23 protein-coding genes and 1 pseudogene are annotated in these 24,304 nt (G+C 71.0%); 10 read left to right on the forward strand and 14 right to left on the reverse strand.

Features of this window, described 5'->3' with window-relative positions:
* Positions 1 to 98 precede the first annotated feature (98 nt).
* From ABT112_RS04345 to ABT112_RS04365, 5 genes are all read right to left on the reverse strand, one after another.
* The gene (locus tag ABT112_RS04345) at positions 99 to 1,052 is read right to left on the reverse strand and encodes a DMT family transporter (RefSeq protein ID WP_351505390.1); all 954 of its coding nucleotides are present in this window, start codon (positions 1,050 to 1,052) and stop codon (positions 99 to 101) included.
* Positions 1,039 to 2,565 (reverse strand): pyridoxal phosphate-dependent decarboxylase family protein, encoded by a 1,527-nt coding sequence (locus ABT112_RS04350; protein WP_351505392.1) that lies wholly within the window; start codon positions 2,563 to 2,565, stop codon positions 1,039 to 1,041. The genes ABT112_RS04345 and ABT112_RS04350 overlap by 14 nt, the downstream gene beginning before the upstream one ends.
* 37 nt (positions 2,566 to 2,602) lie before the next feature.
* The gene (locus tag ABT112_RS04355) at positions 2,603 to 4,411 is read right to left on the reverse strand and encodes an NAD(P)/FAD-dependent oxidoreductase (RefSeq protein WP_351505394.1); all 1,809 of its coding nucleotides are present in this window, start codon (positions 4,409 to 4,411) and stop codon (positions 2,603 to 2,605) included.
* 234 nt (positions 4,412 to 4,645) lie between these two features.
* Positions 4,646 to 5,320 carry a GNAT family N-acetyltransferase gene (locus ABT112_RS04360; RefSeq protein ID WP_351505396.1) on the reverse strand — a complete coding sequence of 225 codons (675 nt, stop codon included), beginning with the start codon at positions 5,318 to 5,320 and terminating at the stop codon, positions 4,646 to 4,648.
* Complete coding sequence (locus ABT112_RS04365) at positions 5,320 to 6,042, reverse strand: gamma-glutamyl-gamma-aminobutyrate hydrolase family protein (RefSeq protein ID WP_351505398.1); 723 nt, start codon at positions 6,040 to 6,042, stop codon at positions 5,320 to 5,322. Before ABT112_RS04365 ends, ABT112_RS04360 begins: the two co-directional genes overlap by 1 nt.
* Positions 6,043 to 6,636: 594 nt before the next feature.
* On the opposite strand from ABT112_RS04365, the gene ABT112_RS04370 reads away from it, so the two are divergent.
* Positions 6,637 to 7,338 carry an HAD family acid phosphatase gene (locus ABT112_RS04370; RefSeq protein WP_351505400.1) on the forward strand — a complete coding sequence of 234 codons (702 nt, stop codon included), beginning with the start codon at positions 6,637 to 6,639 and terminating at the stop codon, positions 7,336 to 7,338.
* A gap of 162 nt (positions 7,339 to 7,500) precedes the next feature.
* Here the strand turns inward: ABT112_RS04370 and ABT112_RS04375 are convergent, their stop codons facing one another.
* Together ABT112_RS04375 and ABT112_RS04380 are read right to left on the reverse strand one after the other, a co-directional pair.
* On the reverse strand, positions 7,501 to 7,881 hold the full coding sequence (locus tag ABT112_RS04375; protein ID WP_351505402.1) for a hypothetical protein: 381 nt from the start codon (positions 7,879 to 7,881) through the stop codon (positions 7,501 to 7,503).
* 208 nt (positions 7,882 to 8,089) lie between these two features.
* Positions 8,090 to 8,740: a response regulator gene (locus tag ABT112_RS04380; RefSeq protein WP_351505404.1), complete on the reverse strand. Its 651-nt coding sequence runs from the start codon at positions 8,738 to 8,740 to the stop codon at positions 8,090 to 8,092.
* A gap of 379 nt (positions 8,741 to 9,119) precedes the next feature.
* Here ABT112_RS04380 and cpt point away from each other — a divergent pair, with 379 nt between their 5' ends.
* The 3 genes and pseudogenes from cpt to ABT112_RS04395 all read left to right on the forward strand — a co-directional run.
* Positions 9,120 to 9,662 (forward strand): chloramphenicol phosphotransferase CPT, encoded by a 543-nt coding sequence (cpt, locus tag ABT112_RS04385; RefSeq protein WP_351505407.1) that lies wholly within the window; start codon positions 9,120 to 9,122, stop codon positions 9,660 to 9,662.
* 317 nt (positions 9,663 to 9,979) lie between these two features.
* Positions 9,980 to 10,582, forward strand: coding sequence for a hypothetical protein (locus tag ABT112_RS04390; RefSeq protein ID WP_351505409.1), 603 nt, complete (start codon positions 9,980 to 9,982; stop codon positions 10,580 to 10,582).
* A 66-nt stretch (positions 10,583 to 10,648) separates the two neighbouring features.
* Positions 10,649 to 11,049: pseudogene (locus tag ABT112_RS04395) on the forward strand (IS5 family transposase); the annotation flags it as partial.
* 8 nt (positions 11,050 to 11,057) lie between these two features.
* Here the strand turns inward: ABT112_RS04395 and ABT112_RS04400 are convergent.
* From ABT112_RS04400 to ABT112_RS04410, 3 genes are all read right to left on the reverse strand, one after another.
* The gene (locus tag ABT112_RS04400) at positions 11,058 to 11,900 is read right to left on the reverse strand and encodes a GNAT family N-acetyltransferase (RefSeq protein ID WP_351505412.1); all 843 of its coding nucleotides are present in this window, start codon (positions 11,898 to 11,900) and stop codon (positions 11,058 to 11,060) included.
* 196 nt (positions 11,901 to 12,096) lie between these two features.
* A complete protein-coding gene (locus tag ABT112_RS04405) occupies positions 12,097 to 13,542 on the reverse strand; it encodes an MFS transporter (RefSeq protein ID WP_351505414.1) in 1,446 nt (481 codons plus the stop codon).
* Entirely contained in the window at positions 13,539 to 14,264 is a 726-nt protein-coding gene (locus ABT112_RS04410; protein ID WP_351505416.1) for an ArsR/SmtB family transcription factor, read from the reverse strand. Before ABT112_RS04410 ends, ABT112_RS04405 begins: the two co-directional genes overlap by 4 nt.
* Positions 14,265 to 14,481: 217 nt before the next feature.
* On the opposite strand from ABT112_RS04410, the gene ABT112_RS04415 reads away from it, so the two are divergent.
* On the forward strand, positions 14,482 to 15,033 hold the full coding sequence (locus tag ABT112_RS04415; RefSeq protein WP_351505418.1) for a GNAT family N-acetyltransferase: 552 nt from the start codon (positions 14,482 to 14,484) through the stop codon (positions 15,031 to 15,033).
* An 88-nt stretch (positions 15,034 to 15,121) separates the two neighbouring features.
* Here ABT112_RS04415 and ABT112_RS04420 read toward each other — a convergent pair whose 3' ends face one another.
* Entirely contained in the window at positions 15,122 to 15,601 is a 480-nt protein-coding gene (locus tag ABT112_RS04420) for a VOC family protein (RefSeq protein ID WP_351505421.1), read from the reverse strand.
* Between the two features lie 547 nt (positions 15,602 to 16,148).
* Between ABT112_RS04420 and ABT112_RS04425 the strand changes: the two genes are divergently transcribed.
* Positions 16,149 to 17,795 (forward strand): IS1182 family transposase, encoded by a 1,647-nt coding sequence (locus tag ABT112_RS04425; protein WP_351505423.1) that lies wholly within the window; start codon positions 16,149 to 16,151, stop codon positions 17,793 to 17,795.
* Positions 17,796 to 17,890: 95 nt separating this feature from the next.
* Here ABT112_RS04425 and ABT112_RS04430 read toward each other — a convergent pair whose 3' ends face one another.
* Positions 17,891 to 18,763, reverse strand: a complete 873-nt coding sequence (locus tag ABT112_RS04430; RefSeq protein ID WP_351505425.1) for a GNAT family N-acetyltransferase — start codon at positions 18,761 to 18,763, stop codon at positions 17,891 to 17,893.
* 750 nt (positions 18,764 to 19,513) lie between these two features.
* Here ABT112_RS04430 and ABT112_RS04435 point away from each other — a divergent pair.
* From ABT112_RS04435 to ABT112_RS04445, 3 genes are all read left to right on the forward strand, one after another.
* Positions 19,514 to 19,672, forward strand: coding sequence for a hypothetical protein (locus tag ABT112_RS04435; protein ID WP_351505427.1), 159 nt, complete (start codon positions 19,514 to 19,516; stop codon positions 19,670 to 19,672).
* 47 nt (positions 19,673 to 19,719) lie between these two features.
* Positions 19,720 to 19,983 (forward strand): DUF4190 domain-containing protein, encoded by a 264-nt coding sequence (locus ABT112_RS04440; protein ID WP_351505430.1) that lies wholly within the window; start codon positions 19,720 to 19,722, stop codon positions 19,981 to 19,983.
* A 239-nt stretch (positions 19,984 to 20,222) separates the two neighbouring features.
* Entirely contained in the window at positions 20,223 to 20,543 is a 321-nt protein-coding gene (locus tag ABT112_RS04445) for a GatB/YqeY domain-containing protein (RefSeq protein WP_351505495.1), read from the forward strand.
* 107 nt (positions 20,544 to 20,650) lie between these two features.
* Here the strand turns inward: ABT112_RS04445 and ABT112_RS04450 are convergent, their stop codons facing one another.
* Entirely contained in the window at positions 20,651 to 21,676 is a 1,026-nt protein-coding gene (locus ABT112_RS04450) for an NAD-dependent epimerase/dehydratase family protein (RefSeq protein ID WP_351505432.1), read from the reverse strand.
* Positions 21,677 to 22,067: 391 nt separating this feature from the next.
* Between ABT112_RS04450 and ABT112_RS04455 the strand changes: the two genes are divergently transcribed.
* The gene (locus ABT112_RS04455) at positions 22,068 to 23,201 is read left to right on the forward strand and encodes an agmatine deiminase family protein (RefSeq protein ID WP_351505434.1); all 1,134 of its coding nucleotides are present in this window, start codon (positions 22,068 to 22,070) and stop codon (positions 23,199 to 23,201) included.
* 197 nt (positions 23,202 to 23,398) lie between these two features.
* Here the strand turns inward: ABT112_RS04455 and ABT112_RS04460 are convergent, their stop codons facing one another.
* Positions 23,399 to 24,256: a class I SAM-dependent methyltransferase gene (locus ABT112_RS04460; protein ID WP_351505436.1), complete on the reverse strand. Its 858-nt coding sequence runs from the start codon at positions 24,254 to 24,256 to the stop codon at positions 23,399 to 23,401.
* Positions 24,257 to 24,304 lie beyond the last annotated feature (48 nt).

Consider the following 24,304-nt stretch of genomic DNA (forward strand, 5'->3'; position numbering starts at 1 on the left):
GGCACTCACGCCCGGTGCGGACCGGGCGTACGCCGGGCCCCCTGCCGCTGTCGGCAGGGGGCCCGGCCACGGCCGCGGGCGGATGAGCCGACGGCGGGTCAGCCGGCGGCCGCCACCCGTGCCCGGTGGAAGAGATAGGCGCACAGGAAGACACCGGCCATGACGAGCAGCCCGCCCCACAGTTCGTGGAAGGTGGGCAGCCGGCCCTCCCACATCAGGTTGAACAGCGCGCCGAACACCGCCTCCATGCCGATGACCGGACCCATCAGGGTCGTCGGCAGATGCCGGGTCGCGATGTTCCAGAACCAGGTGGCGCACCACGAGCCCAGCACGGCGAGCACGGTGCACCAGGCCAGGAAGGTCCAGAACGTGCCCGTGTCGGCGAAGGGCGACGGGCCGCCGGCCGAGCGGGCCAGGGGGATGAGGAAGACCGAGGCGCAGCAGGCGCCCAACCCGATGCACGCGGTCCAGACGGTGTTGTCGACCGGGGTCCGGGCCCTGCGGAGGAGCAGGCCGTTGACGACGACGAAGTAGGACCACGCCACGCACGCGGCGAAGCCGAGGGCCGTGCCGACGAGTGTGTCGTGCCCGTCGCCGGATGCCAGGGCGCCGGCACCGCCGTTCACCAGCAGCAGGCCGCCGGACATCACCACGATCGACAGGACCAGCCGCCGCCACTCCAGTGCCTTCTCCAGGGAGTTCGACACCAGGGCGACCATCGCGGGGATCAGACCGGTGAGGGTCGAGGCGAGCACGCCGCCGGCGACCTCGGCGGACATCGACAGGAGCAGATAGAAGCCGATGTAGCCGACGACGCCCAGGTGCATCGCCCGGAGCACGTTCGGCATACCGAGCTGTCGCAGCTTGTCCCGGTGGATCGCGAGGACGACGACGGAGAGGGCGCCGAAGACCGCGTACCGGCCCACCACCAGGCAGTAGATGTTGACCGGTGCGACGGCGGCTGGGCCGAGGAAGGTGAAGCCCCACAGGGCCGTTGCCGCTAGCGCCGCCGGCAGCCCCAGGGTGTAGTTGCGCTGCCTAATGTCCCTCACCCGCACCATCGTCGAGCATCCCGTCCTTGAGCAGGCCGTCGCCGAGGGCGACGACCTGGTCGACCAGGAAGTCCATGTCGCTCCGCACGGTCCGGTGGTTGGTGTTGGCGACTCTGATGACGAACTTACCGTCGATCAGGGTGTGGGACGGGACGGCGAGACCCCGCAGTTGCAGGCGCGAGAGGATCTCCTGGTTGAGGGCGTTCAGTTCGTCCGGGCCGGCTCCCGGCCGGACGTACCGGAAGCAGGCGATGTTCAGCGGGCTGCGCGAGACGGTCTCGAGCCGTGGGGAGGCGTCGACCAGACGGGTGAGGTGGCCGATCTGGTCGATGTTTCCGGCGATGGCCCGGGCGAATCCGTCGAGGCCGTGCGTGCGGAGGGCGAACCACACCTTGAGGGCCCGGAAGCGCCGGGACTGCTCGATGCCCCGGTCCGCGAACGCCACCGGGTTGGAGGCCGGTCCGCTGGGTGTCCGGCTGATGTAGTCGGCATGCGAGCTGAAGGTGTCCTCGAGGGCACCGGGCTCGCGGACCAGCACGCAGCTCACGTCGAACGGCAGGTAGAACCACTTGTGGAGGTCGAAGACGAGGGAGTCCGCCCGGTTGAGTGCGGCCAGCAGGGGGCGCCGCTCCGGCAGCAGATAGGCGAACGCCCCGAAGGCGCCGTCGAGATGGAGCCAGAGGTCCTCCTCCCGCGCGACGTCCACGAGGTCGTCGAGCGGGTCGACCGCGCCGGTGTTGACGGTGCCCACGTTGCCGACCAGGCAGACGGGGCGCAGGCCCTCCGCCCGGTCCTTGCGGATCGCCCGGCGCAGCGCGGGGACGTCGATCCGGAAGTCGGGGCCGACGGGGACCGTGCGGTAGAAGGCCCGTCCGATGCCCAGCAGCTCGACCGCCTTCTCGAAGGAGTGGTGGGTCTCCGTGGAGCCGTAGACGGTGAGTTGGGGTGCTTCGCGCGCTCCCGCGTGCCGGATGTTCCACTCTGCGGCGCGGGACTGCCGGGCGGCGGCGAGCGCGATGATCTGGCCCATCGAGCAGCCGCTGGTCAGCAGTCCCGAGCCGGTCTCCGGCCAGTCGAAGGCCTGCTGGAGCCAGGTGACGACCTGTTCCTCGACCAGCATCGCGGCGTTCTCGCCGGCGCCCAGGGTGGCGTTCATGGCGGATGCGAGGAGGTCGGCGTAGGCGGCGACGGGCAGGCCCGAACCGTTCACCCAGCCCCAGAAGCGCGGGTGGGTGTTGCCGCGCGGATACGGCAGGATCAGCGAACGGAACTCCTCGTAGACCGCGGTCATGGGCAGGGGCCCGGTGGGCAGTCCGGCACTGAGTGCGGTACGCACCTCGTCGGGCACCGGCTGCCACACGGGCCGTTCGCGGATCCCGGCGAAGTGGTCGACGACATCGTCGATGATCTGCTTCCCGAGGGCTCTGAACTCCTCCCAGTCCTCGGGTTCCAGGGGAGACGCCGCCCGCGGTGGCGTCTCGGTGTGCTGCGGTCCCGGCTGGTCCCCGGTCATGTCTCTCCCCAACGGTGCGCGGCTGGTGCGGTTGTGCTCAGGTGGCCGAGGTGACGGGCTGCCGCGCGGTTCCCGCGGCCGGCTCGGTCGTGGTGTCGGCGAACGCGGTGAACCGGTCCGGCCGGTAGAGCCGGTGCATGGGGTGGGGCTCTCCGCGGAGCGAGGCGAGGACGGCGCCGGCGACGGCGGGCGCCTGGGCGAAGCCACCGGTGTTGTGCCCGCCGGTGATGACGAAGAGGCCGCCGCCCGCGGTCCGTTCGGTGTGGTGCAGCCCCAGTGATGTGGAGGTCCACGGCCGGACGCAGAACTTGAAGTCGTAGTTCTCCGCCGGGTCCGACGAGAGGGCGGGAAGCGCGCTGCCGGGGAGGATCCGCCGGACGGTGTCGAGGATGCCGCGCCGCACGGCGTCGAGCTGCCGGCCGTCCACCGCGCCGGGGTCGCTGCCGACGTACCCGTAACCGGAGCCGACGACCAGGATCTCCCGGCCGTCGGCGTCGCGGGCCACCGTGACGTTCGCGTCCTCGGTGACATGCCCCCTGCGCGCCACCTTGAGCGACGTCCGCAGGCCCGTCCCGGCGTTGCTGATCCGCAGCCAGCCCCCGAGGACACCGTGGATCCTGCCCTGGCAGGGGGAGCCGTCGAGGAGGCGCTGCCCGTGCGCTCCGGGTGAGGCCACCACATGGGCGCCGGCGGGGAGGGGCAGCGGGCAGTCGAAGCCCGTGACCTGTCCCCCGGCGTCCCGGCGCACTCCGGTGACGGGCGTGTTCCAGTGGAAGGAGACGCCGCGGCGCACGAGGTGGTCGATGATGCGGCGGGAGAACTTGTGGACGTTGAGGGTGAACCCGGGGACGAGGAAGCCGCCGCTCAGCGCTCCCTCCCGCAGGGCGCGCCCCAGCGCCGGGACGTCCCGCGCGAGGTCCTCGGGCGTGAACTCCCGGAGCACCGCGCCGATGCCGCGATGGCGCGCCAGGGCCGCGCCGAGGTGCAGGGGGTCGCTGTAGACGCGCAGGATGTCGTCGGCGAGCACCACGTCCTCGAACAGGGCGGAGTGCCGCTGCCGTAAGGAACGCCAGCGGTCCCCGGCATCGGCGTTCAGGGCGAAGACGTCCTCGGTGTAGGCGCGGGTGAGCCAGGACGGGATCCGCTCGAACTCGTCGATCCACTTCTCTTCCTCCGGCGTCGGATGCGGCCGGTCCGAGGCGAGCCAGCCGAGCTTCTCGACCGGGGTGCGGAAGTGGTCCGGGCTGTTCAGCCAGGGGTCCCGGTTGGTGTAGCAGTCCATCTCGGTGAGCGTGAACATCCGGGCGTCGTCGCCCGCGAAGGTGCAGCCGTAGCGGTGCCAGTCCGCGCTGCCGGGCTCGGGTGACCGGTCGAGGACCGTCACCGCGTAGCCGCTCTCCGACAGGTGGAGTGCGGTGATCAGGTCGACGATGCCGGCGCCGATCACGACCACGTCGCGGCGCGCCCCGTCCGGTGGGTCCCCGGCGGGGCCGGGCGGCCGCCGCAGGGTGAACCACTGCTCGCAGCGCCGCAGTAACGCACCGACGGATTCCAGGCCCGCGCCCGGCTGCCGGTGTTCGCAGACGCCGGGGTGGGCCGTTCGGGGCGGCCGGCCGGCCGCATAGCCGACGAACACTCCGCCCGGGTGGTGCCCGGACCACTGCCGCAGCACCTCGCTCTCCGGCCGTCGGGCCGCGACCAGGCCGGTGGCCCCGTAACGCCGGAGCGCGTCGAGCAGGTCACCGGGCGGGGCGTCGTGGAGGGCCGGGGCGTGGACGATGTTCCCCGGCCTCAGGTAGTCGGAGGCCGCGACCTCGGGGTCGGGTGTGGTGAGCAGGATCTGCATCGTGCTGCGTTCCCTCTCCGCTGGTGCAGTGGACCCGGTGCCGTGTGGGCGGTGCGTGGGTCTGGTGCCGTGTGGGCGGTGCAGTGGGTCTGGTGCCATGGGTCCAGCGCCGTGTGTCCGGTGCCGTGGTGCCTGGTGCTGTGCGGCCCGGGGGCTCTGCGGACCTGGTGCTCCGGGGCGTGGTGCTGTGCGGCCCGGTGCTGTGCGGCTCGGTGCTCTGGGCGACGCGATGTGTCAGGGGCCGAAGGGCATCGGATGCCGCTGCATCCGCAGGTGGGGGGCGCCGGGAGTGAGGCCGATCCCCGTACCGACCCAGCCGCTCCCGAAGGCGTCGTCGAGCCCGGCGGTGTCGGACAGCGCCACCGTCCGCTCGGGCACCGGGCCGTGTCCCGCGGGCCAGTCCCCCGGGAACGGACGGTAGAACAGGAAGCGCAGCTTGCCGCCGAACTTGAGCGCCACCCGGACGGGACGGAATCCCGTCGCGATCAGCGAGCGGACACCGTGCGGATTGCGGGGTGAACTCGTGGCGAAAAGATGCCGGATTCCGGTGTCCGCGAGGTCGGAGAGGGCCCGGGCGTTCATGAGTCCGGACAGTCCGTGTCCCCGCCATCGGGGCAGGACCGCGATCGTGTCCCAGTGGGCGGCGTGGACCAGCTCACCCGGGGGCAGCGCGGTGTCCCGCGCCAGATTGAAGGCGCGCTCCCGCGGAAAGTAGACCATGCGGTAGGCCACCGTTTCGCCGTGGTGCCGCACGCCGTAACAACGCCCGCCCTCCCCCAGGCAGTAGGCGATGAATTCGGGCGTGCTGAGCTGAAAGGTGTCCCGGTCCGGCTGCGCGGAATGAATGCGCTCCTGGAGGTCGAGGATCAAGGCGAGATCCTCGGGGCCGAGCCGTCCGATCTCGAACATCAGGCGGCTCCGGCAGCGGCGACGAACGCCGCGATGAGCGGGTCGCAGGTGTCGCTGCTCTCCTTCACCGGGAGTTCCGGGTGCCACAGCACTCCCACCGTCCAGTGGTCTCCCGGATATTCGATCGCCTCCACGAGCGAGTCATCGGCACAGGCCGTGACCTGCCAGGCGGAGTCCGCCCGGGCGTCGAACCGGAGGCCTTGGTGGTGGTAGGAGGTGACCAGCAGCGACCGCTGCGCGTAGGCCCTTTCGACCCGGCTCCCCTCCGTCAGACTGACGAAGTGCTGGGAGGGCTCGGTCAGTGAGCTGCGATGGGCCACGGAATCACCCAGGACGTCGGGGACGTGCGAGATCAGCGAGCCCCCGGTCGCGACATGCAGGATCTGGCAGCCCCGGCAGATGCCGAGCGTCGGCAGACCGGCGTCCAGCGCCGCCCGCGTCAGCCGGAGCTCGAAGTCGTCGCGCTCCGGGTAGTACGTGTAGTCGTCCTGTCGGATCGTCCCCGTGCAGCGGGAGGGATCGATGTCCTCTCCCCCGGTGAGCATGAGACCGTCCAGGGCACCCAGAACCTCGGAACACCGGGACACGTCACCGTAGGGAATGACCAGCGGCAGACCGCCGGCCCGGGCGACGTGGTCGACGTACCCCTCCTGGATGCAATGACTGCGGATGCCCGGTCGATAGCGTGCGGTGATGCCGATCCGCGGCAGCGCGGCCGCCATCAGACAGAAACCTCCGGGCACGGCACCGTCGCACGACGTCCGAATCCCCGGTCCCCGATGGTGCGCATTTCCTGATCCCCCTGAAAAACCGAGCCTGCGAGGCGATTTCGTGTGCGACGTACTCGATGCGGCGGAGGGCCGGTCGGAGCGCACGAAAGAGGATGGTGCGTACAGCCATCGGCCACACTAGGTGACGACTCCGCCACAGCGCAACGGGTTTTTCGGCGGCCCCTCCGCAGCCCGGCATCGCACCGCCGGAGCCCCCGGAAGCACTCGGGACCATCGGGAAAGCCCCGCCATCGACGGCTGTCCGGCACCCGCCCCGGGCGTACGTCAGGCGGCACTGCGGACCGATCGCACCCCGGCACGTGGCCGAAAAGATCGCATCGGGATCACGCAATTCACCCTTAACCGGGGGAAATCCACTGCGCTGCGACGAAGCGAGAGCGCCGCGCAGCACCACCGCACCAATCGTCCACACAAGCATGGTGGGAATGTTGCATTCCGTGCATCATGTGTCGCGAACATGCCATCGGCCCGCTGATCCCCTGTCACGGGCCTCTTCGAGCCGTACCGCGACTACAGGAGTGGCCCATGCAGGGACGTCGTTGGAGAACCCGGGTGTCGGTGACCGTCGCGGCGGCGGCCGTCACCGCCGTCGTACCGTTCGGCAGTGCGGCCACGGCCGCCCCGGTCCCGCACAGAACGGCCGGGACGCAGACCGTTTCCGCCGTGCAGTCCGTGCAGTCCGTGCAGTCCGTGCAGCAGCAGTCCGGCCGCGGCCCCGCGTGGTTCGCGGGCGTCGACTACGGCACCTGGCAGCGCGATGTGAACACGGTCATGAACACCGCCCGCCCCTATGTCGACCAGCGGATCTCCCGTGGTTCCGGCGAGAAGATGGCCATCGTCCTGGACATCGACAACACCTCGCTCGAAACGGACTTCCACCCGTTCTGGGAGTACCCGACCCCCGCGGTCCGGCCGACGCTCGATCTCGCGCGCTCCGCCCACGCCCGCGGAGTGAGCATCTTCTTCGTCACCGCCCGCCCGGGCATCATCGCCGGGCTCACCCGGCACAACCTCGAACGGGTGGGATACCCGGTGTCCGGCCTCCATGTGCGGGACCTGCCGGACCTCTTCGATGAGGTCAGCGCCTACAAGACGGCACGGCGGGCGGACATCGAGGCGAAGGGCTACACGATCATCGCCAACATCGGTAACAGCCCCGGCGACCTGGTCGGCGGCCATGCCGAGAAGACGTTCAAGCTGCCCGACTACGACGGCAAGCTGTCCTGACGTCTTCGCGGCACCCGGCAGCCGGTGCGCCGGCATCGTGGGCCGGTACGTCGCGTTCGTGGGCCCGTACGCCCCGGGTCGGTCCCGGGGCGTACGGCCCGCTGCGGTGAGCAGCCCCCGACGGGTAACGCCTGACGGGTGACCCGACGACGCTACGGGCCCTCACTCCGGCAGAGCGCTGGCGGGCCCACCGTTGCGCCGGCCGCCACGCGCGCCCAGCGCTGCCGCGGTCACCACCAGCACCGCTCCGGCCGACCACAGCCCGCGGGACGACCGCCAGGACATCACCGACCAGCGCGACTGGGCCGAGAGCAACGATCCGACGCTCAGCCAGGATCCGGCCGAGATCAGCGACAGGGCTGAGCCGATCGAACCGGCCGAGAGGGCGCTCCCGACCGATCCCACGGACAGCACCGACCCGACGGACCCGATGGAGAGCACCGAACCGACCGATCCGATCGACAGGACCGAGTCCTGGGACCAGAGGGACAGGGAGGCATTGCGGCACGTGCGGCGTCCGGACGCCGAGGGCTGTGTGGTCATCCCCCCATCGTGCCGCGGAAACCCTGCCCCGGCAGGGCGCCCGGCCGATCGGCCGGGACACGGATCGACCGGGACCGGGGCCCGACGCCGGATGGACGAGACAGCTTCCCCGGGCGGCACCGGAAGGGCGGCGCCGCGTCCAAGGGCGGCGCCGCATCCTCGGAACACTGCCCTCCGGCTACTGCCCTCCGGCTGTCGGCCGGCGGCGTCAGACGCCCAGTCCCGCGTCCCGCGCCAGGAGGGCCGCCTGGACCCGGTTCTCGCAGTCCAGTTTCGCCAGGATCCTGCTGACGTACGCCTTCACCGTCGCCTCGCTCATATGGATCCGCTCGCCCGCGTCGGAGTTCGACAGGCCTTCGCCGAGCAGGGCCAGCACCTCCAGCTCCCGCTCGGTGAGGGCGGTCAGCCGCCTCCGGGCCTCCTCGCCCCGGGCCGCGGCCGGCGAGGCCAGCGAGTCCACCACATGGCGGGTGGCACCGGGCGAGAGGAACGCGTTGCCACCGGCCGCGGCCCGAACGGCGGCGATCAGCTCCCCCGGCGCCGAGTCCTTCAGCAGGAACCCGGCCCCGCCGCTGCTCAGCGCCCGCAGCACGTTCTCCCTCTCCCCGAACGTGGTGAGGATCAGCACCCTGACCCCCGGGGCGGCGCTCCGCAGGCCGTCGAGCGCGGACAGCCCGTCCAGGACCGGCATCTGGATGTCGAGCAGCGCGACGTCCACGGCATGCGCACGGGCGAGTTCCACCGCCTCCCGGCCGTTCGCCGCCTCCGCCACCACCGCGATGTCGTCGGCCGAGGTGAGGATCATCCTGATGCCCGCCCGGATGAGCGGTTCGTCATCGGCGACGAGAACCCTGATCACCGGTCTCCCGCTCTGCTAGGTCGTGGAATGCGTGCGCGTCATTATCGCCCGGCCGTGGAGACCGCCGGCTACGCCCCGACCTCGTACGACCGCTTCTCGACGAGCCGGCCGTCCCGGAAGCAGAAGCGGAACACCACAACGAAGGTCGATGCCCCGGCCCACCCGGACCGCCCGGCCTTCGTCCGGCCCGCCTGCCGGAACTCCCGGCCGGGGCATCTGCTTCGGCTCCCGTCCGTCCCTCGGATACTCCGCCCCGGTCGGTACGGCGCTCACCGAACCTGGTGTGGGGAATCGGTGGGGACGGCTCCATAGGTTCAGTATGTCGGCGGGCCCACAGAATTCGATTCGGACTCGTGGGCCCTGCCACTACTGTGACGCGGTGACCATCCAGGTGATCGTGCTGAATGGCGGGTCCAGCTCCGGCAAGTCCGAGATCACTCGGTGTCTGCAGGCGGTCCTGCCCCATCCTTGGCTTGCCCTCGGGGTCGACACCCTCGTCGAGGCGATGCCCGCGTCCCTGCGGACGTCCGGTGAGGGAATCGAGTTCGCCGCGGACGGCGGGGTGGCTGTCGGTCCGGAGTTCCGCACGCTGGAAGCGGCGTGGATGGCAGGAGTCGCCGCGATGGCTCGGGCAGGTGCCCGGATCATCATCGACGATGTCTTCCTCGGTGGAGCGGCGTCCCAGCGACGGTGGCGGATGTCCCTCGGTGGCGTGGACGTGCTGTGGGTCGGTGTCCGCTGCGCGCGTGCGGTCGCCGCGAACCGCGAACTCGCCCGTGGGGACCGGATCCGCGGAATGGCCGAGTCCCAGGCGGAGATGGTTCACCAGGGAGTCACGTACGACCTGGAGGTGGACACCACGCGGACCCCGTCCTCGGAGTGCGCGCGGACCATCGCCGCTCGCCTCAGGGCGCTCCCGTAGTCCCTGACGGGTCGGCCCTCGGGGGTGGCCTACGGCTCGGTGACCGACCGGCGGCATCGGAACGGCAGGGGGCGGCGAAGCCCCGGGCACGTCTGCCTTTGTGTCTCAGACGTCGTTTCATTTGGTGAGGCGGCGGTTGCAGATGAGGGCTGCGGCTCTGCCGACGAGGGCAAGGAAGTGGTCGGCTTTGCGCCCGTCGCAACGATCGGGCTGCGCTGACCCGAGAACGGGCATAGCTGTGAACAGGCCTGCTCCCTGAGCTTGTTGCTCAACACCGTGTTCCCCTGAGCCCTCATCCTCCTTCTAGAGTGCTGCCCATGGACATGGGAGCGGCACTGATCGCGATAGTCGGGGTTGCAGGAACCCTCGGGGGCGCGTTGCTCACTCAGCGCGGTGCCGACCGGACCAAGCAGCGCGAGCTGGAACTGAGCCGCGCTATCCAGGAGGCGCGCGAGGATCGCGAGCTGCGCCGCAAGTGCTATACCGACCTGCACCGAGATGCTCGGCAATTCGCTACAGCCCTCAGTCGACACCTCTACGTCATGCGGGATCGCGCGGTCGCAGACGACGACGTGCGGACGCTGGAGGAAGCCAAGGACGCTCAGCGAAATGGCTGGTCCGAGGCCATCATGATTGCCCCTGGCACAGTGCTCGCGGCAGCCCAGGAGGTACATGGGGCATTGACCCGTGTCTACGGGCAGGTAAAGCGTCAGGAGCAGGGGAACCCGCGACCGGGCGAGAGTCTGCAAACAGCCGCGGAAGCTCAGCACGCACTCTGGCCACTGATCCACACCATGGGAGACGCCATGCGTCACGACCTTGGGGTGCCCGGCGAAATCAGAGCTACGTTGCGAGTCACAGAGACACGTCACGGGGTGTTGCAAGACGACCTGCCCAGCTCCGGCTCGCCCGCTCGCTAAGAGCTGTCCCGTCATTGATCACGGTCGTGCTGGGTGGCCTGCCTACTCCCAGTTCAGCTCGCCCCGCTGGTCACGGACCGGAACGGACTGCCGCTGTCCTTAGGTCTCTCCGGCGCGAACATGTACGACAGTCAGGGCCTTGAGCCGCTCGTCCGTGGCATCCGCCCATCCGTTCCCGCCGTGGCCCGCGCCGCCGGAGGCCGGCGAAGCCGCATGCCGACAAGGGTTACGACTACGACCACCTGCGCCGATGGCTGAGCGAGCGTGGTATCCGGCACCGCATCGCCCGCAAGGGCATCGAGTCCTCGCAGCGGCTCGGCCGTCACCGCTGGGCCGTCGAGCGAACTGTTTCCTGGCTCGCCGGCTGCCGCCGACTCCACCGCCGCTACGAGCGCAAAGCCGACCACTTCCTCGCCTTCGTCGGCAGAGCCGCAGCCCTCATCTGTCACCGCCGCCTCACCAAATGAAACAAGTCTCAGTCGAAGGACAGGCCGATGTGGTCCTCCACGGGCCGGTAGCCGATCCGCTGGTAGAGCGCGTTGGTCGTGGGGTTGGCGAGATCGGCGAAGAGCAGCACCTCGTCGGCGCCCGCGTCCAGCGCTGCCCGGCCGGCCGCCGTGGTGACGGCTCCCGCGTACCCCCGCCCCCGGAGCCCCGCCGGGGTGTACACATGCACGACCCGGACCATGCCCGCCACGGCCCGGCTGACCGCGGCGAACGAGACCGGAACGCCGTCGGCCTCCCAGAGGGTGACGCCACCGTGCTCGAGCTTGTCGTCCACCGCGGACGCCTGGTCACCGCCGCCCGCGGAGACCTCCGCGGCGAAGGCCCCGAACCAGGCGATGAGCAGCTCACGGTCCGCGCCGGTTGCGGTACGGGCCACACCGGTGGGCGCGGGCCGGGGCGGAACCGGCTCGTGGAGCCGGTAGAGCCGGTTGGTGCCGTCGGGGCGGGGAACCGTACCGGTCCGCCGCTGCCAGGCCGCCCCAAAGCCTTCCACCGCCGCCCGTCCCCCGGTGGCACCGGACACCGGACGCCCCTGGTGAGCGAGGGTCGTCGCCAGGTCGACGGCCGCCTCCTCCGGCATCTGCGACAGCACGACCGGGTAGGGAGGTGTGCACAGAAGAGCTCCCCGGGCCGTGCCGTCCGATGAGCTCCACCATCCGTAGTACGGTGCGTCGTCGCCGTAGCTGCGGGTCCCGGCCCGCAGTGAGGCACTGACCGACAGCAGGACGGTGTGCGGGACGGGGTCCGCCCGCAGGAAGCCGTCCGCGGCCGCCAGGAATTCCTCGAGTGAGTCCGTCGTGTTCCAGGCCATGGGGAATTCTGTCGCCCACCACGCCCCTGGTGCATGTGGTTTCCGGCGCCGGGGACGACGGAGCCGCTGAGTCGCGGCCGACCCTGGCGACAACCTGGCCGGCCCAGCTGACGGGGCCTGCCGCCACAACGCCGCGCATGCCCCGAAAGGGCGAAGGCAGCGACCACGGGCCGGAGTTCCGTTCCGCCCTACGCGTTCACGGGGAGGGCGTGCCGTCCGCCTGCCTCGACGGACCCGGCCGTGAGGGCTGGAGCGCGGTGCCCATTCCAGGGCCGGCCCCTGAGGCCTGGGTGACCGGTACGGACGTCGTGCACCGGTCACGCGGATGCGCCTGAGACACCGTCACGACCTGCGATGACGGCGTCTGCTCACCCCGCCGTATCCACAACAGCGTGCCGAGGAGCAGTACGGTGCCACCGAGCAGCCAGGGCAGCGGGCCGGGCGGCAGCGCGCCGGCGGCCAGTCCGGTGAGAGCTCCGGCCGCCTGCAAGGCCAGGGACTGGACCGACAGCGCGGTGGCTCTCCTGGAACCGTCGACCCGGTGGTGCAGCAATTCGTTCCCGTTGGGTCCGGCCGAGCCGATGCCCAGATGGAGCAGGGCATAACCGAGGCCGGCGAGGACGAGGGCGCCCGTGCCGGTCCCCGGTACCGTCAGCCCGAGCGTCAGCAGACCGGCGGTCGCCACTCCCAGACTCACCGGAACCGCTCGCTCCGCACTTCCCGTCAGCCGGGCCAGCCACGGTCCACCATGGCTGCCCAGGGCCGTGCAGAGGTAGCCCGTGCAGGCGAGGGACGCGAAGACCACCGCTCCCGACTCACGGGCCCCGGTCAGATCGGCTGCCCGTCCGGGTGTGAGCAGTTCGGTGGTGGCCAGAGCTGCCCCGAGCGTGCCGCTGGTCAGCAGCGTTCGGCGGACCAGAGCATCGCGCACGCCCAGTCCGAGCCCGCCCAGCACCGTGACCGGTACGGTGCGCAGCACCTCGCGCAGCGTCGTCCGGGTGCGCGGCGGCTCCGGCAGGGAGGTCATGACGTAGCCCACGAAGAACAGCTCGACGACCGCTCCGAGCAGCAACGGGACGGAGAGCGGCAGCACGGTCCCGGAGCCGGCGGCGCGCAGCCACACACCCGCGTCCGGCCAGTGGCTCAGCAGCCAGGGCAGACCGCCGCCCGCCAGGGTGCCGAGAGCGAGCGCGGCGGCGGTAGCAGTGCCCGCACGCGCCAGACCGGTCCGCAAGGGTGCACCCGGTCCCGAGTGGGCCTGCACGGTATCGACATACCAGGCCTCCGCCGGTCCACTCGACAACGCACGGCCGGAACCCAGCAGGACCATGGCGAGGGTGAAGGTTCCCACGGTGGTCGCCAGCCCCAGGAGGACCAGTGCGGTGAGGTGACACACCCCCGCCGCGGCCAGGACGGAACGCCGCCCCAGGACGTCCGCCAAGCCGCCGGTGGGCAGTTCGAGGGCGGCGACGGTGAGCGCATGCACGGCGAACAGTCCGGCGACGGCGGCCAGGCTCATACCCCGCTCGGTGGGGAGCAGGACCAGTACGGGCACGGAAAGGCCCACCGGGAGCCAGAAGAGAAAGGTGAGGGTGACGAACCGGCGGGCGGCGGTACGGGGATCCGGAACGGGCCCGTTCATATGGCGTCCTCGTCGGCGCCCGTCGCGTCTTCCGGGCCCGGGTTCCTGCCGTCCGGGCCCGGGTCCCTGCCGCCGGGACCGAGGCGCGCGGTGTCCGGGGCGGCCGCCGGGCCGGCGTCCGTGGCCGGTGCGGAGGGTTCGTGCGGTGCGAACGGCAGGGCCGCGCCGATCAGTACGGCCGGCCGGGCCCGTGGATCGTCCGCGTCACGTGCGGCGAGTTCGTCGGCCTTCCGGCTCAGGCAGGCCGTGAGTTCGGTGAGCGACTCGGGCGTCAGACGCAGGATCAGGTCGCTGATGCCGGAGCACTCCAGCCACGCGGCGTCGAGCCGCCCGTCCGCCATGTCCCGCTCGTGCCGGACGAGGGAACGCTCCAGGTGATCGACCTGGGCCCGTCGGGAGACACCGACCAGAGCCCGGGATCCCGGCGAGGCGGCCATCGCGGTGTTGTTCCAGGCGGTGACGGCGTGCACCGAGCGCCAGCGGCGTTCCCGCCCGTCGCGGTGCTCGGCCTCGGCGACGAAGTCGTGCTTGGCCAGAACCCGCAGGTGATAACTGGTGGAGGCGGACGATTCGCCGGTTCTGACCGCGAGTTCACTGGCGGTGGCCGGGCCGTCCTGCCGCAGCAGTCCGAGCAGCCGGATCCTTAACGGGTGAGTGAGGGCCTTCAGGGCCGCCGGGTGCTGTTCGGGATCGAGTATGCGCTGGTGCTCTTCACTGACCATGCCCGGAGAGTAGAGCCGTCGGCCGACTCTCCAAAGCTCTTTTTGCAGAAATTCCTTGGGAATATCCGGAGTCATGGCCTTCGGTCCGGGCGCCGTGCCACACGACGCATGCCCGGACCCCTTCGATCGGCGCCAACCGGTCGAAGGTCACAGCGGCATCCAGCCGTACCCGAGTAGTTCTCCACCCCGACCGGCCCGGTGATGTCAGGCTCGGAGGATGAACTCCACTCCCCGCACGCGGACCTCCTGGTGGCCCGTCACCCTGAGAACCCCCCGGCTGACCCTCCGGCCCGTCATCGCGGAGGATCTGCCCCCCATCGAGCGCCTGTGGCGGGACGAGGACGTCCGGCGCTACCTCGGCGGTCCGGTGGAGGAGTCGAAGATCGTCACGCGTCGCGCCCGGCTGGCCGGCACGCCGGGTGTGTTCACCATTGCCGGGCCGGGAACGGACGAGGTGCTCGGGCTGGTCACCATCGATCCCTGGTCGGCGCGGGAAGGCACCGAAGTCTCCTATCTGCTGCTCCCGGAGCACTGGGGGCGCGGTGTGGGCCGGGAGGCCGTGGGTGCCGCGGTCGACTGGGCGCTGCGGTCCGTTCCCGGGACGGCTCAGGTGGTGGCCGTCACCCAGGCGACGAACCGCATGTCCCGGCGGCTCCTCGAGGGCATCGGCATGCAACTGGTCGACCGCATCGTGGAGTACGGGGAGCAGCAGACCGTGTACCGGCGCCCCGCGGTGCCCGCCCCCGCGGCAGGCGGTGGACCGGCCTGATTCCGGCGGGCTGAGCGGACGGTCGCCGCGGGTACGCTCGGCGGCTCCGCCGGTCACAGGCGGGTCCCCCCGGGCCGTACGGACGGTCCTACTCTCCCGCGTACGCACGCCGGAGCGCGGCGACGTCGAACTTCGTCATGGAGAGCATCGCCTCCGTGGTGCGCTTCGCCTTCTCCGGGTCCGGGTCGCCGATCATGTCGGTGAGGCCGGCGGGAATGACCTGCCAGGACACTCCGTACTTGTCCTTCAGCCAGCCGCAGGCGACCCCTTGGCCGCCCTCGGTGAGCCGGTTCCAGTAGTAGTCCACCTCCTCCTGGTCCTTGCAGAAGATCTGGAACGAGACGGCCTCGTTGAAGGTGAACTGGGGCCCGCCGTTCAGGGCGACGAACTTCTGCCCGTTGACCTCGAACTCGACGGCCAGCACGGATCCGGCGGGGCCCGGCCCCGCCTCCGTGTAGCGGCCGACCTTGCCGCGCTTGGCGTCCGGGAAAATCGACATGTAGTGGTCGGCTGCTTCTTCGGCCTGCCCGTCGAACCACAGACACGTGGTGAATCCATCAGTGGCCATCACTGCCTCCTTGTCCGTGACGTCCTTACCCGCACCGGCCGGTCGCGTGCGGCCAACCCACCGGGCGGTGGGCTGGATGGCGGAGTGACCGGCACACCGGGGCGCGGCCCGGACGGGCGACCCGGTACCGGAGTCCCCATGTCATCGACGTCAGCCGAGACGAGGTTCCGCCCCGGACGGGTGGATCGCCGCGGTCCCGATGGAAGCCTGGCACGACAGCCGCGCGGGTGAGCGATCGCCCAGCCGGTGGTGAGCGATTGAGGCCCGGCGAACTGGTCTTCGGATTCGGAGGATTACCCGCGACGGGACCGGGCAGACGACCTCGTGCAGATGCAAGACCGGGCCCCGAGCCGTCCTCGTCCATCCCCCCCACCGTGGACGGTCCGGGGCCCGGACGCCCCTCCGTGGGACACGTGAGGGTTCCACGGAGGTGACAGGCCCCGACCGCTGCCGGACGCTGTTGGTAAATCCAGGGCCTGCGTGACGACGGCCTGCACGACCCCGTTGGGGTTGTGCAGGCCGTCGTCGTGTTTCTGGGGTGGGGTTCGTGTCGTTGCATGGGGTGGAGCTGGCGGAGATCCCGGAGGAGACCGTGCGCCTGGCGCGTGCGGTGTTCCCGAAGGGGTGTCTGGCGATGCGGATGCGGGATGTGCTCGGGCCGGTCTTCGCCGACGCCGACTTCGGGGAACTGTTTCCGGTGCGGGGGCGTCCGGCGGTGTCACCGGCCCGGCTGGCGCTGGTGTCGGTGTTGCAGTTCGCTGAGGGGCTGACCGACCGGCAGGCCGCGCACGCGGTCCGCTCACGTCTGGACTGGAAATACGCCCTGTCTCTGGAACTGGCGGACACCGGCTTCGACTTCTCCGTGCTGAGTGAGTTCCGGGCCCGGCTGGCCGAGGCGGACGCAGGCCGGGCGGTGTTCGACGCGGTACTGGCCGCCGCCGGTGAGGCCGGCCTGGTGACGGCGGGCAAGCGGCAGCGCACGGACGCCACCCATGTACTGGCCACGACCAGGGACCTGAGCCATCTGGAGTTTGTGGTCGAGACGCTGCGCGTGGCGCTAAACCAGATCGCCGAGGCGGCCGGGGATTGGCTGGTGACAGTGGCAGCGCCGGAGTGGTTCGACCGGTACTCGGCCCGACCGGAGGACAGCCGCTTCCCGTCCCGGTGGGCCGCCCGGGTCGAGCACGGCGACCAGTGCGGGGCCGATGGCATGGTGCTGCTCCAGGCCGTCTGGTCGGCGTCGGCACCTCCCGGCCTGCGGAGCCTGCCCGCGGTGGAGTTCCTCCGTCAGACCTGGGTGCAGCAGTTCCACCAGGTCGACGGCGCCTTGCGCTGGCGGGAACCGAAGAACATCCCGCCTGGCCTGATCCGCTTACGCACCCCGCACGAGCCCGACGCGCGGACCGGGGCGAAGCGGGATCTGGGCTGGTCCGGCTACAAGGTCCACCTCAGCGAGACCTGCGAGCCCGATGCCCCGCACCTGATCACCCACATCCACACCACCCCGGCACCGGTCAGAGACGACGCCGTGTTGGAGGACATCCACACCGCCTTGGCCGAACGTGGACTGGTGCCGGACGAGCATCTGGTGGACGCCGGATACGTCGACGCCGAGCAGATCCATCACGCCCGCCGCGATCACAGCATCACCCTCGTCGGACCGGTCGGGAAGATCACCAACCGGGAGCAAGTGAGCGGCGGCTTCTTCGACAACACCCACTTCACGATCGACTGGGACCGGCACACCGCCACCTGCCCCGGGGGCAGAACCAGCATCGAATGGCGCGCTGCCCAAAGTCATCGTGGCACCCCAGTAACCCGGGTCCGCTTCGCCGCCCGCGACTGCAGCCCGTGCGAACTGCGGACCTCATGCACCACCGCCAGGACCGGCCGCAACCTCACCCTGCGGCCCCGCGCCGAGCACGACATCCTCCAACAGGCCCGCGTCGAGCAGGACAGTGCCCACTGGCGTCGCCGCTACGGGCACCGCGCCGGCGTCGAGGGCACCATCTCCCAGGGCGTCCAGGCATTCGGCCTGCGCAGATCGCGCTACCGCGGACTCGCCAAAACTCGGCTGCAACACCACTTCACCGGCGCCGCCATCAACCTCGCCCGCCTTGATGCCTGGCTCACCGGCAGACCACTCGCCCGCACCCGCACCACACCCTTCGCAGAACTCCGCCCCGCTGGATGAGATCCAGCGAGACGGATTTACCAACAGCGTCCGCTGCCGGTCGGGGCCTCGCTCTTGTGCACATCCCGAGACCTGTCGACGAGGGCACAGGGGGGTCAGGGTGTCTCGCCAGCGGGCTCCACGGGGCTCCCCGCGGTGCGCGAGTGGCGCGGAACGTCGGGCAGGAGCATCGCGCCGCTCGTCTCCGCTGCCACGGGTGTGTCGACGTAGTAGTGGACCAGCTCGCGGTGGAGCCGGAACCCCGAGGTCCAGGCCAGACCGCGGCTGGCCGTGTTGGACCGTCCGGCGGTCCAGGTGGGGGTCACCCCGCGGGCGCCGAGATCCCGGCACAGCCCGGCGACACAGCCTCGGGCGAGCCCCAGCCGCCGGTGGCTCTGCAGCGTCGCGACGCCCAGATCGGCATAACGGCTGCCGAGGAAGTACGTCGCGGCGAGGGCCAGCAGCCGACGCTGGGCGTCGAACGCTCCCCATGCGTGGCCCCCGGCCAGCAGCCGGTGCGGGCCGCCCCAGGGAGCGGCGATCCAGTCGAGATCGGAGCCCGCACCCAGGATCGCGGACGCGTCGGCCGGGCCCAGTTCTCGCACCGTCAGTCCGGTGGGCAGCACCGGTGATTCCGATAACTCCGGTGACGCTTCACTGAGCACGTACACCATGCGTTCCCAAGGGGTCAGCCGCCGGAAGGCCGCGCCGAGCAACGGGAGGAAGCGGTCCGGCGCATCGACGTAGGTCCCGTCCAACGGTGCCAGCAGGAGCGGGTCGAGGACCCGCGGGTCGCCGCGGAGCAGACAGTGATCGGCGGAACGGACGGCCAGGGCCCGAGGGGTGGCGAGTCGGTCGGCCCACCAGCGGCCCGCTCCGCCACGGACGATGATGTGCGGGGCGAGCGCTGCCGGTCCCGGCGGCTCCGGCACGAAGGACCCGGTCGAGGCCACGGCGCGGGCGGCCTGATCGGGGGACAGCTCGATCACGGCGCGGAGGGGGCGGTGGGGGCGGTCTGAGCTGCCGCGGCCTCCGGGCGCTGCTGGAGGTGCCGTTCCGGCCCACCGCGATCCGGGGTGCTGTGTTCCGGCCCACCGCGATCCGGGGTGCTGTGTTCCGGCCCACCGTCCAGGAGCTGTCTGCCATCCATCGTGCGCTTCTCCCCTCTGCGCTGTTCACGCAGCCCGAAGGGGCGGGTGAGCGCGCGGCGCGCCACCTCTCACACCCTTCGCTGGACAAGGGTGACCTATCGGGCCGCCGAAACCACGCATTCCCGATGCCGAGTGAGGTCGTGCCGCGCCCGACTCCCGCACAGCGAACGGGACTTCGGACAGCACGCCGGTGCCCGGGAACGCGAGCAGCCTCGTGAAACGTGGGACGGGCGCCGGAACCAGTGAGGCCCGGAACAGCTCAGTCGCGCCAGGCCCCCTTGTCGGCTGCTTCGGCGACATAGGACTCGTAGTCCTTCGGCGGGCGTCCCGTGACCCGGAGGACCGCGTCATCGGTTCGGCCGTCGCCCGCGGCGGGCTCGTCCTTGCCGGTTGCCCGCCGGTTCCTCTTCGCTCCGCGGACCGGGCCATGCCCTTGCCGATGGGCCGATTCAGCCCCTGCCGATGCGCCAACTCCCCCACATCCGGGGCTTGTCGTTTCCACCGGAGTTCCCCGGGCACCCGATTGTGTGCACGCACCACCGACATCCCCAGGTGCACCTGCACACCACCTGAGAGAAAGGAATGTTCATGCTTTTCCTCGTAGCCGCGTTGATGCTGCTCGGGGTCTTCCTCGGCGCCGCGGTTCATATGCCGCTGCCGGTCGCACTGGCCATGGCCGCCGCCATCACCGCCTGGCTGGTCTTCTACGGGGTCCGCAAGCGGTACGCCCACGGCCGCCGAAGCTGACAGCCCACGCTTCCCTCGCCGTGACGACTGGCCTTCAAGGAGAGACGATGAGTGTCGAGACCCCTGTGCGCCCGCCCAAGAAGTCCCGCCGGAATGCCGACAGCATGGCTGTCGCGTCCTTCGTACTGGGTCTGATCGGACTGCTGGTCTTCAACGCGTTTCTCGGCCCCGCGGCCCTCATTCTCGGCTGTCTGGCCCTCAACCGCGGTACCGGGCACCGGAACCGGGCCTACCTGGGACTGTTCCTCGGGGTGGCCGATCTGGTCGTGCTCGCCGCGCTGACCGCGGCCGACAACACGCTGACCTGGTGAACGGAGTGGCCGCGCCCGCCTTCGCACCATGACCGGTGGTCCGCACCCTTGGCACGACGCCGGGCCGTAGTGGTGGGGGCAATCCGTCACAGGACCGCCCCCACCGTTGCGGCCCCGTTTTCGGCGTCAGCGCCCAACTCCGTTGCTGCACATATATCGCGTTGTGGGCCCAAGGGAGCCGCCATAGGGTCGCCGACATGTCTCTACGTCTCCGTATGCGCCGAGCACTGCCGGAAGCGATGCGCGCCCGTGACAAGGCCGCGGTGAGCGCCCTGCGCGCAACGCTTGCCGCCCTGGACAACGCCGAGGCGGTGCCCGTGGACGAAGCCGAGCTCCGGGGATCGGCCCTTGAGCAGTCGCCGGTCGGTGCCGGCGCCACCGAAGCGGTGCGGCGCGAGCTGAGCGAGCGCGGTGTGGTGGATGTCGTACGCGCCGAGGTCACGGAACGACTGGACGCCGCAGCGCAGTTGACTTCGCCCGCGCACGCCGAGCGAGCCGCGCGACTCCGCGCGGAAGCCGCCGTGCTGCTCCGCTTCCTCGACGGTCCCGGCACCGTGTAGGCGCCACCTCACCCCCGAAGCATCGCAGCAGCAACACCGGGAAGCCCGGGCAGGTCGTGCCCCGGCCCACGGCCGGTGCGCATTCGTGCCCGGTCTGCTCTCCGGCCTCAGCCGGCCTGGGCCGCATCCGCCGCAGCCAACAGAGCCCGTTCACGTTCCGGAGTGATCCCCCGGGCCTCCCGGCCGGTGCGCGCTTCGCCGAAGGCTTCGTCGAGGCCTCCTTCGCCGAACAGCCAGACGGCGGTGTCGTGGATGGACTCGGCCACGGGACGGCAGCACAGCCCGGCGGCGACGGCCTTCGCGGAGCTGGGCTTCCAGACGGCCGACAGGTCGCCCTTCTCCGGTGACCACAGCGGGAGTTCCCAGACCGCCACCTCGTGCTCGGTGAGCACGGCGTCGTCCACCCACACCGGTTCGGCCTTGCCGCCGGTCTCCGCGACGCAGGCACCCAGGAACTCCCCCCAGGTGGTGTTCGCCGGTGTGCCGCTGACCAGGTAGTCCCCGGAGTCCTCGGCTTCGATCCGGTCCAGCCCGAAGATCGCCAGATCGCGGGCGTCGATCAGCTGCATCTCCCGTTCGGGGCCACCCGGCGCCACCATCCGGCCGCCTTCCGCGGCGCGCCGGAGCCACCAGGTGAGCCGGCGGGCCCGGTCGTGCGGCCCGATGATCAGGCCCGGTTCCACGATCAGAGTGCGCCCCGGGAAGCCCTGCTCGACCGCCATCTCGCAGCCGACCTTCAGCTTGCCGTAGTCCCCGTCGTCCGGGCCCGCGTCCGGACTGCTCTCGTGACGCGGTGACGTCTCGTCCACCGGCTCCGCGGGCCACCCCGGGCGGGCGTTGATGGAGGAGATGAAGAGATATGTCGACGCCGACCCGGCCAGCGCCTCGACCGAAGCACCGACCACCCGGGGTACGTAGCCGCAGACATCGACGATCGCGTCCCAGGGGCCCGCCTCGGCGAGCCGTGCGAGATCCGCCTCGTTCTCGCGGTCACCGCGGACCGCGTGCACTCCCTCCGGGTCCGACTGCGTCCTGCCCCGGTTGAACGTCGTCACCTCCCATCCCCGCCGCAGCGCTTCCTGCACGAACGTCCGCCCCAGGAATACCGATCCACCGATCACCAGAAGTCTCATGCGGCAGAGTCTGCGCCGCTGCCGTCCGCTGCGGTGGGGAAATATGCCGTGGGCAGAGGCATTGTGCCGACGGCGGAACGCCGGGCCCCCGACGCACGGGGCAGCGGGCGGGCGCCCCTCCCCTCAGCCGCACCGACTCACCGGCACCCACCGCCAGTGTCGGCCTCGACAGCGCCCCCCGAGCGACGCCGACCGGACACCAGGACCTCCCGAGCAGCAGCGTCCCTCAGCGGACGCACCGAACTCCACGGCGGCGGAGGGCCCACCAGGCGCCCCACAAATCCGCAACGGCACCCCGCACCCCAATGCTAAGGTCACTCCTGACTGAAATTTCAGTCAGGATTTCGGTCACGAGGCTCAAGAAACGATCACTGGGTGTGGGGAGAGAGTCATGAAGCACCTGCGACGCAGGTCACTGATGCGGTCGGGCGCGGCCGCCCTGCTGGGCGGTGCCGGGCTGGCAGCATGCGCGAGCGGTCCGGAGGCGAAGGCGGGGGCCCAGGGCATGTCGGCACCACGGCGCGGCGCATGGCGCATGCCCGCGGAATCGGCCGAGCACGCACGGACCTTCCTGGCCTGGCCGCCGCGGGACTCCGTGTGGGAGCAGTACGCCGAGGACGCTCAGCGGGACGTCGCCGGGATCGCCCGCGCCCTCGCCGACTTCGAACCGGTCACCCTCCTGGCCGCCCCCGGAGAGCTGAAAGCGGCCCGGCGGGCCTGCGGCGCGGATGTCGAGATCGTTCCCGTCCCGGTGGACGACCTCTGGATACGTGACAGCGGCCCCACCTTCGTCGCCGGCGCCAAGGGCCTGGAGGCGATCGACTTCCACTTCAACGGCTGGGGCGGGAAGCAGGAGCACCGCAGGGACGCTCGGGTGGCCCGCGGCGTTCTGCAGCGCCACCGCGTTCCGCGGATCGACGCACAGCTGACCGCGGAGGGCGGTGCGCTCGAGGTCGACGGGCACGGCACCCTGCTGGCGACCGAGAGTTCGCTGGTCAACGCCAACCGCAACCCCGGCATGTCCCGCGACGCCGTCGAGGCGGAGCTGAAGAGGCTGCTCGGCGTGACCGAGGTGATCTGGCTGCCGGGAGTCCGGGGCCAGGACATCACCGACTACCACATCGACGCGCTGGCCCGGTTCTGCGAGGACGGCAAGCTCCTCCTGTCGCGCCCGCCGGAGAACGGTGCCGCCGTCTGGAAGCGGGCCTACGAGACGTCCCGGCGCATCCTGGAGAAGGCCACCGACGCCCGGGGCCGGCAACTGGAGATCATCGACCTGCCCGAGGCGGATCCCTCCCGCCTCGGCCGGCGCGGACCGGATTTCCTGGGCGGCTATGCCAACTACTACGTCGCCAATGGGGCGGTGCTGGTGCCCCGCTTCGGTGACCGGAAGTCCGACCGGAACGCCGCCTCCGTCATCGGTGAGCTCCACCCGGGGCGCGAGGTCGTGCCCGTGGAGATCCCGATGATCGCCGAGGGGGGCGGCGGGATCCACTGCTCCACCCAGCAGCAGCCCGCACTCTGAGTCGCTGTCGGCTCAGGGCCTCTCGTCCGGATCGGGCCGGATCCGGACGAGAGCCCAGGGCGGGCCCACCTGTCGCTCACTCCGGAGGGCGGGCCATGCCGCGGCACACCCTGTTCCCGGCGCGCCGGCCCGGACCGCGGCCGACCACAACCGCTCCCCGAACGCGGATCACAGCCGTGCCCTCCGCGGCGCCCCGGCTACCGCTGCGCGCGCAGCGCGTACAGCAGCGGGATGCGCGGCGAGGTGTCGGGAAGCCGCCACCAACCGCTCGCGGTGCGGACCATCTCCGGCCAGCGGGGCCAGGGCAGTTCCTCGCTCTCGCGGAGTCCGCTGATCCGCAGCCCCGCTCCGGTCAGCGCACCGATCACCTCGCCGAGCCCGTGCATCCACTCGAAGCACTCGGTCGCCCCCTGCACTGCGGGACCGTCGGTGTACGTGCGGGTGGCGTCCCGGCGCACCGGGCCGCGGCCCTCCAGATAGTCGTGGCGCAGCAGCAGTTCGTTACCCTCGCCGTCGCCGGGGGTGGGGCCCAGGGCGTTGAGCACAGGGTGGAACTCCACGAGGTACAACTGGCCGCCGGGGCGCAGCAGTCCGGCGATCCGCTCGGCCCAGCCGTCGAGGTCCGGGAGGTAGCACAGGGCGCCCTTTCCGGTGTAGACGAGATCGAAGCGGCGATCGCCGAGGGCGTCGGCGGCGTCGTACACGTTGGCGCGGAGGTATTCGACGTGTACTCCGGTGCGGGCCGCGAGATCCGCGGCCGCGGCGACCGACGCTCCGGAGATGTCGAGGCCGACGGTGCGCGCTCCCCGTTCGGCGAAGGCGATGGTCTCGGTGCCGAGATGGCATTGCAGGTGGAGTACGTCGCGCCCGGAGAGGTCCCCGAGGTCCTCCCATTCCTGCGGAGCGAACCAGCGTGACGCGTCGGGAGATCCGGGTTCGGCCAGGCCGTAGAACCGGCTGGCGAGGTGGACGGGGGTGCGGGCGTCCCAGTTGGCCCGGTTGGCCTCCATCATCCCCGGGACCGTGGGGCCGAACTCCTCGGTTGGCTCAGTCATGGATCCATCCAACCCCGGATGCCGCTCGTGCGGGTGCCGACCCGGGAA

The sequence above is a fragment of the Streptomyces sp. NPDC002055 genome (assembly GCF_040296705.1).
Taxonomy (GTDB): Bacteria; Actinomycetota; Actinomycetes; order Streptomycetales; family Streptomycetaceae; genus Streptomyces.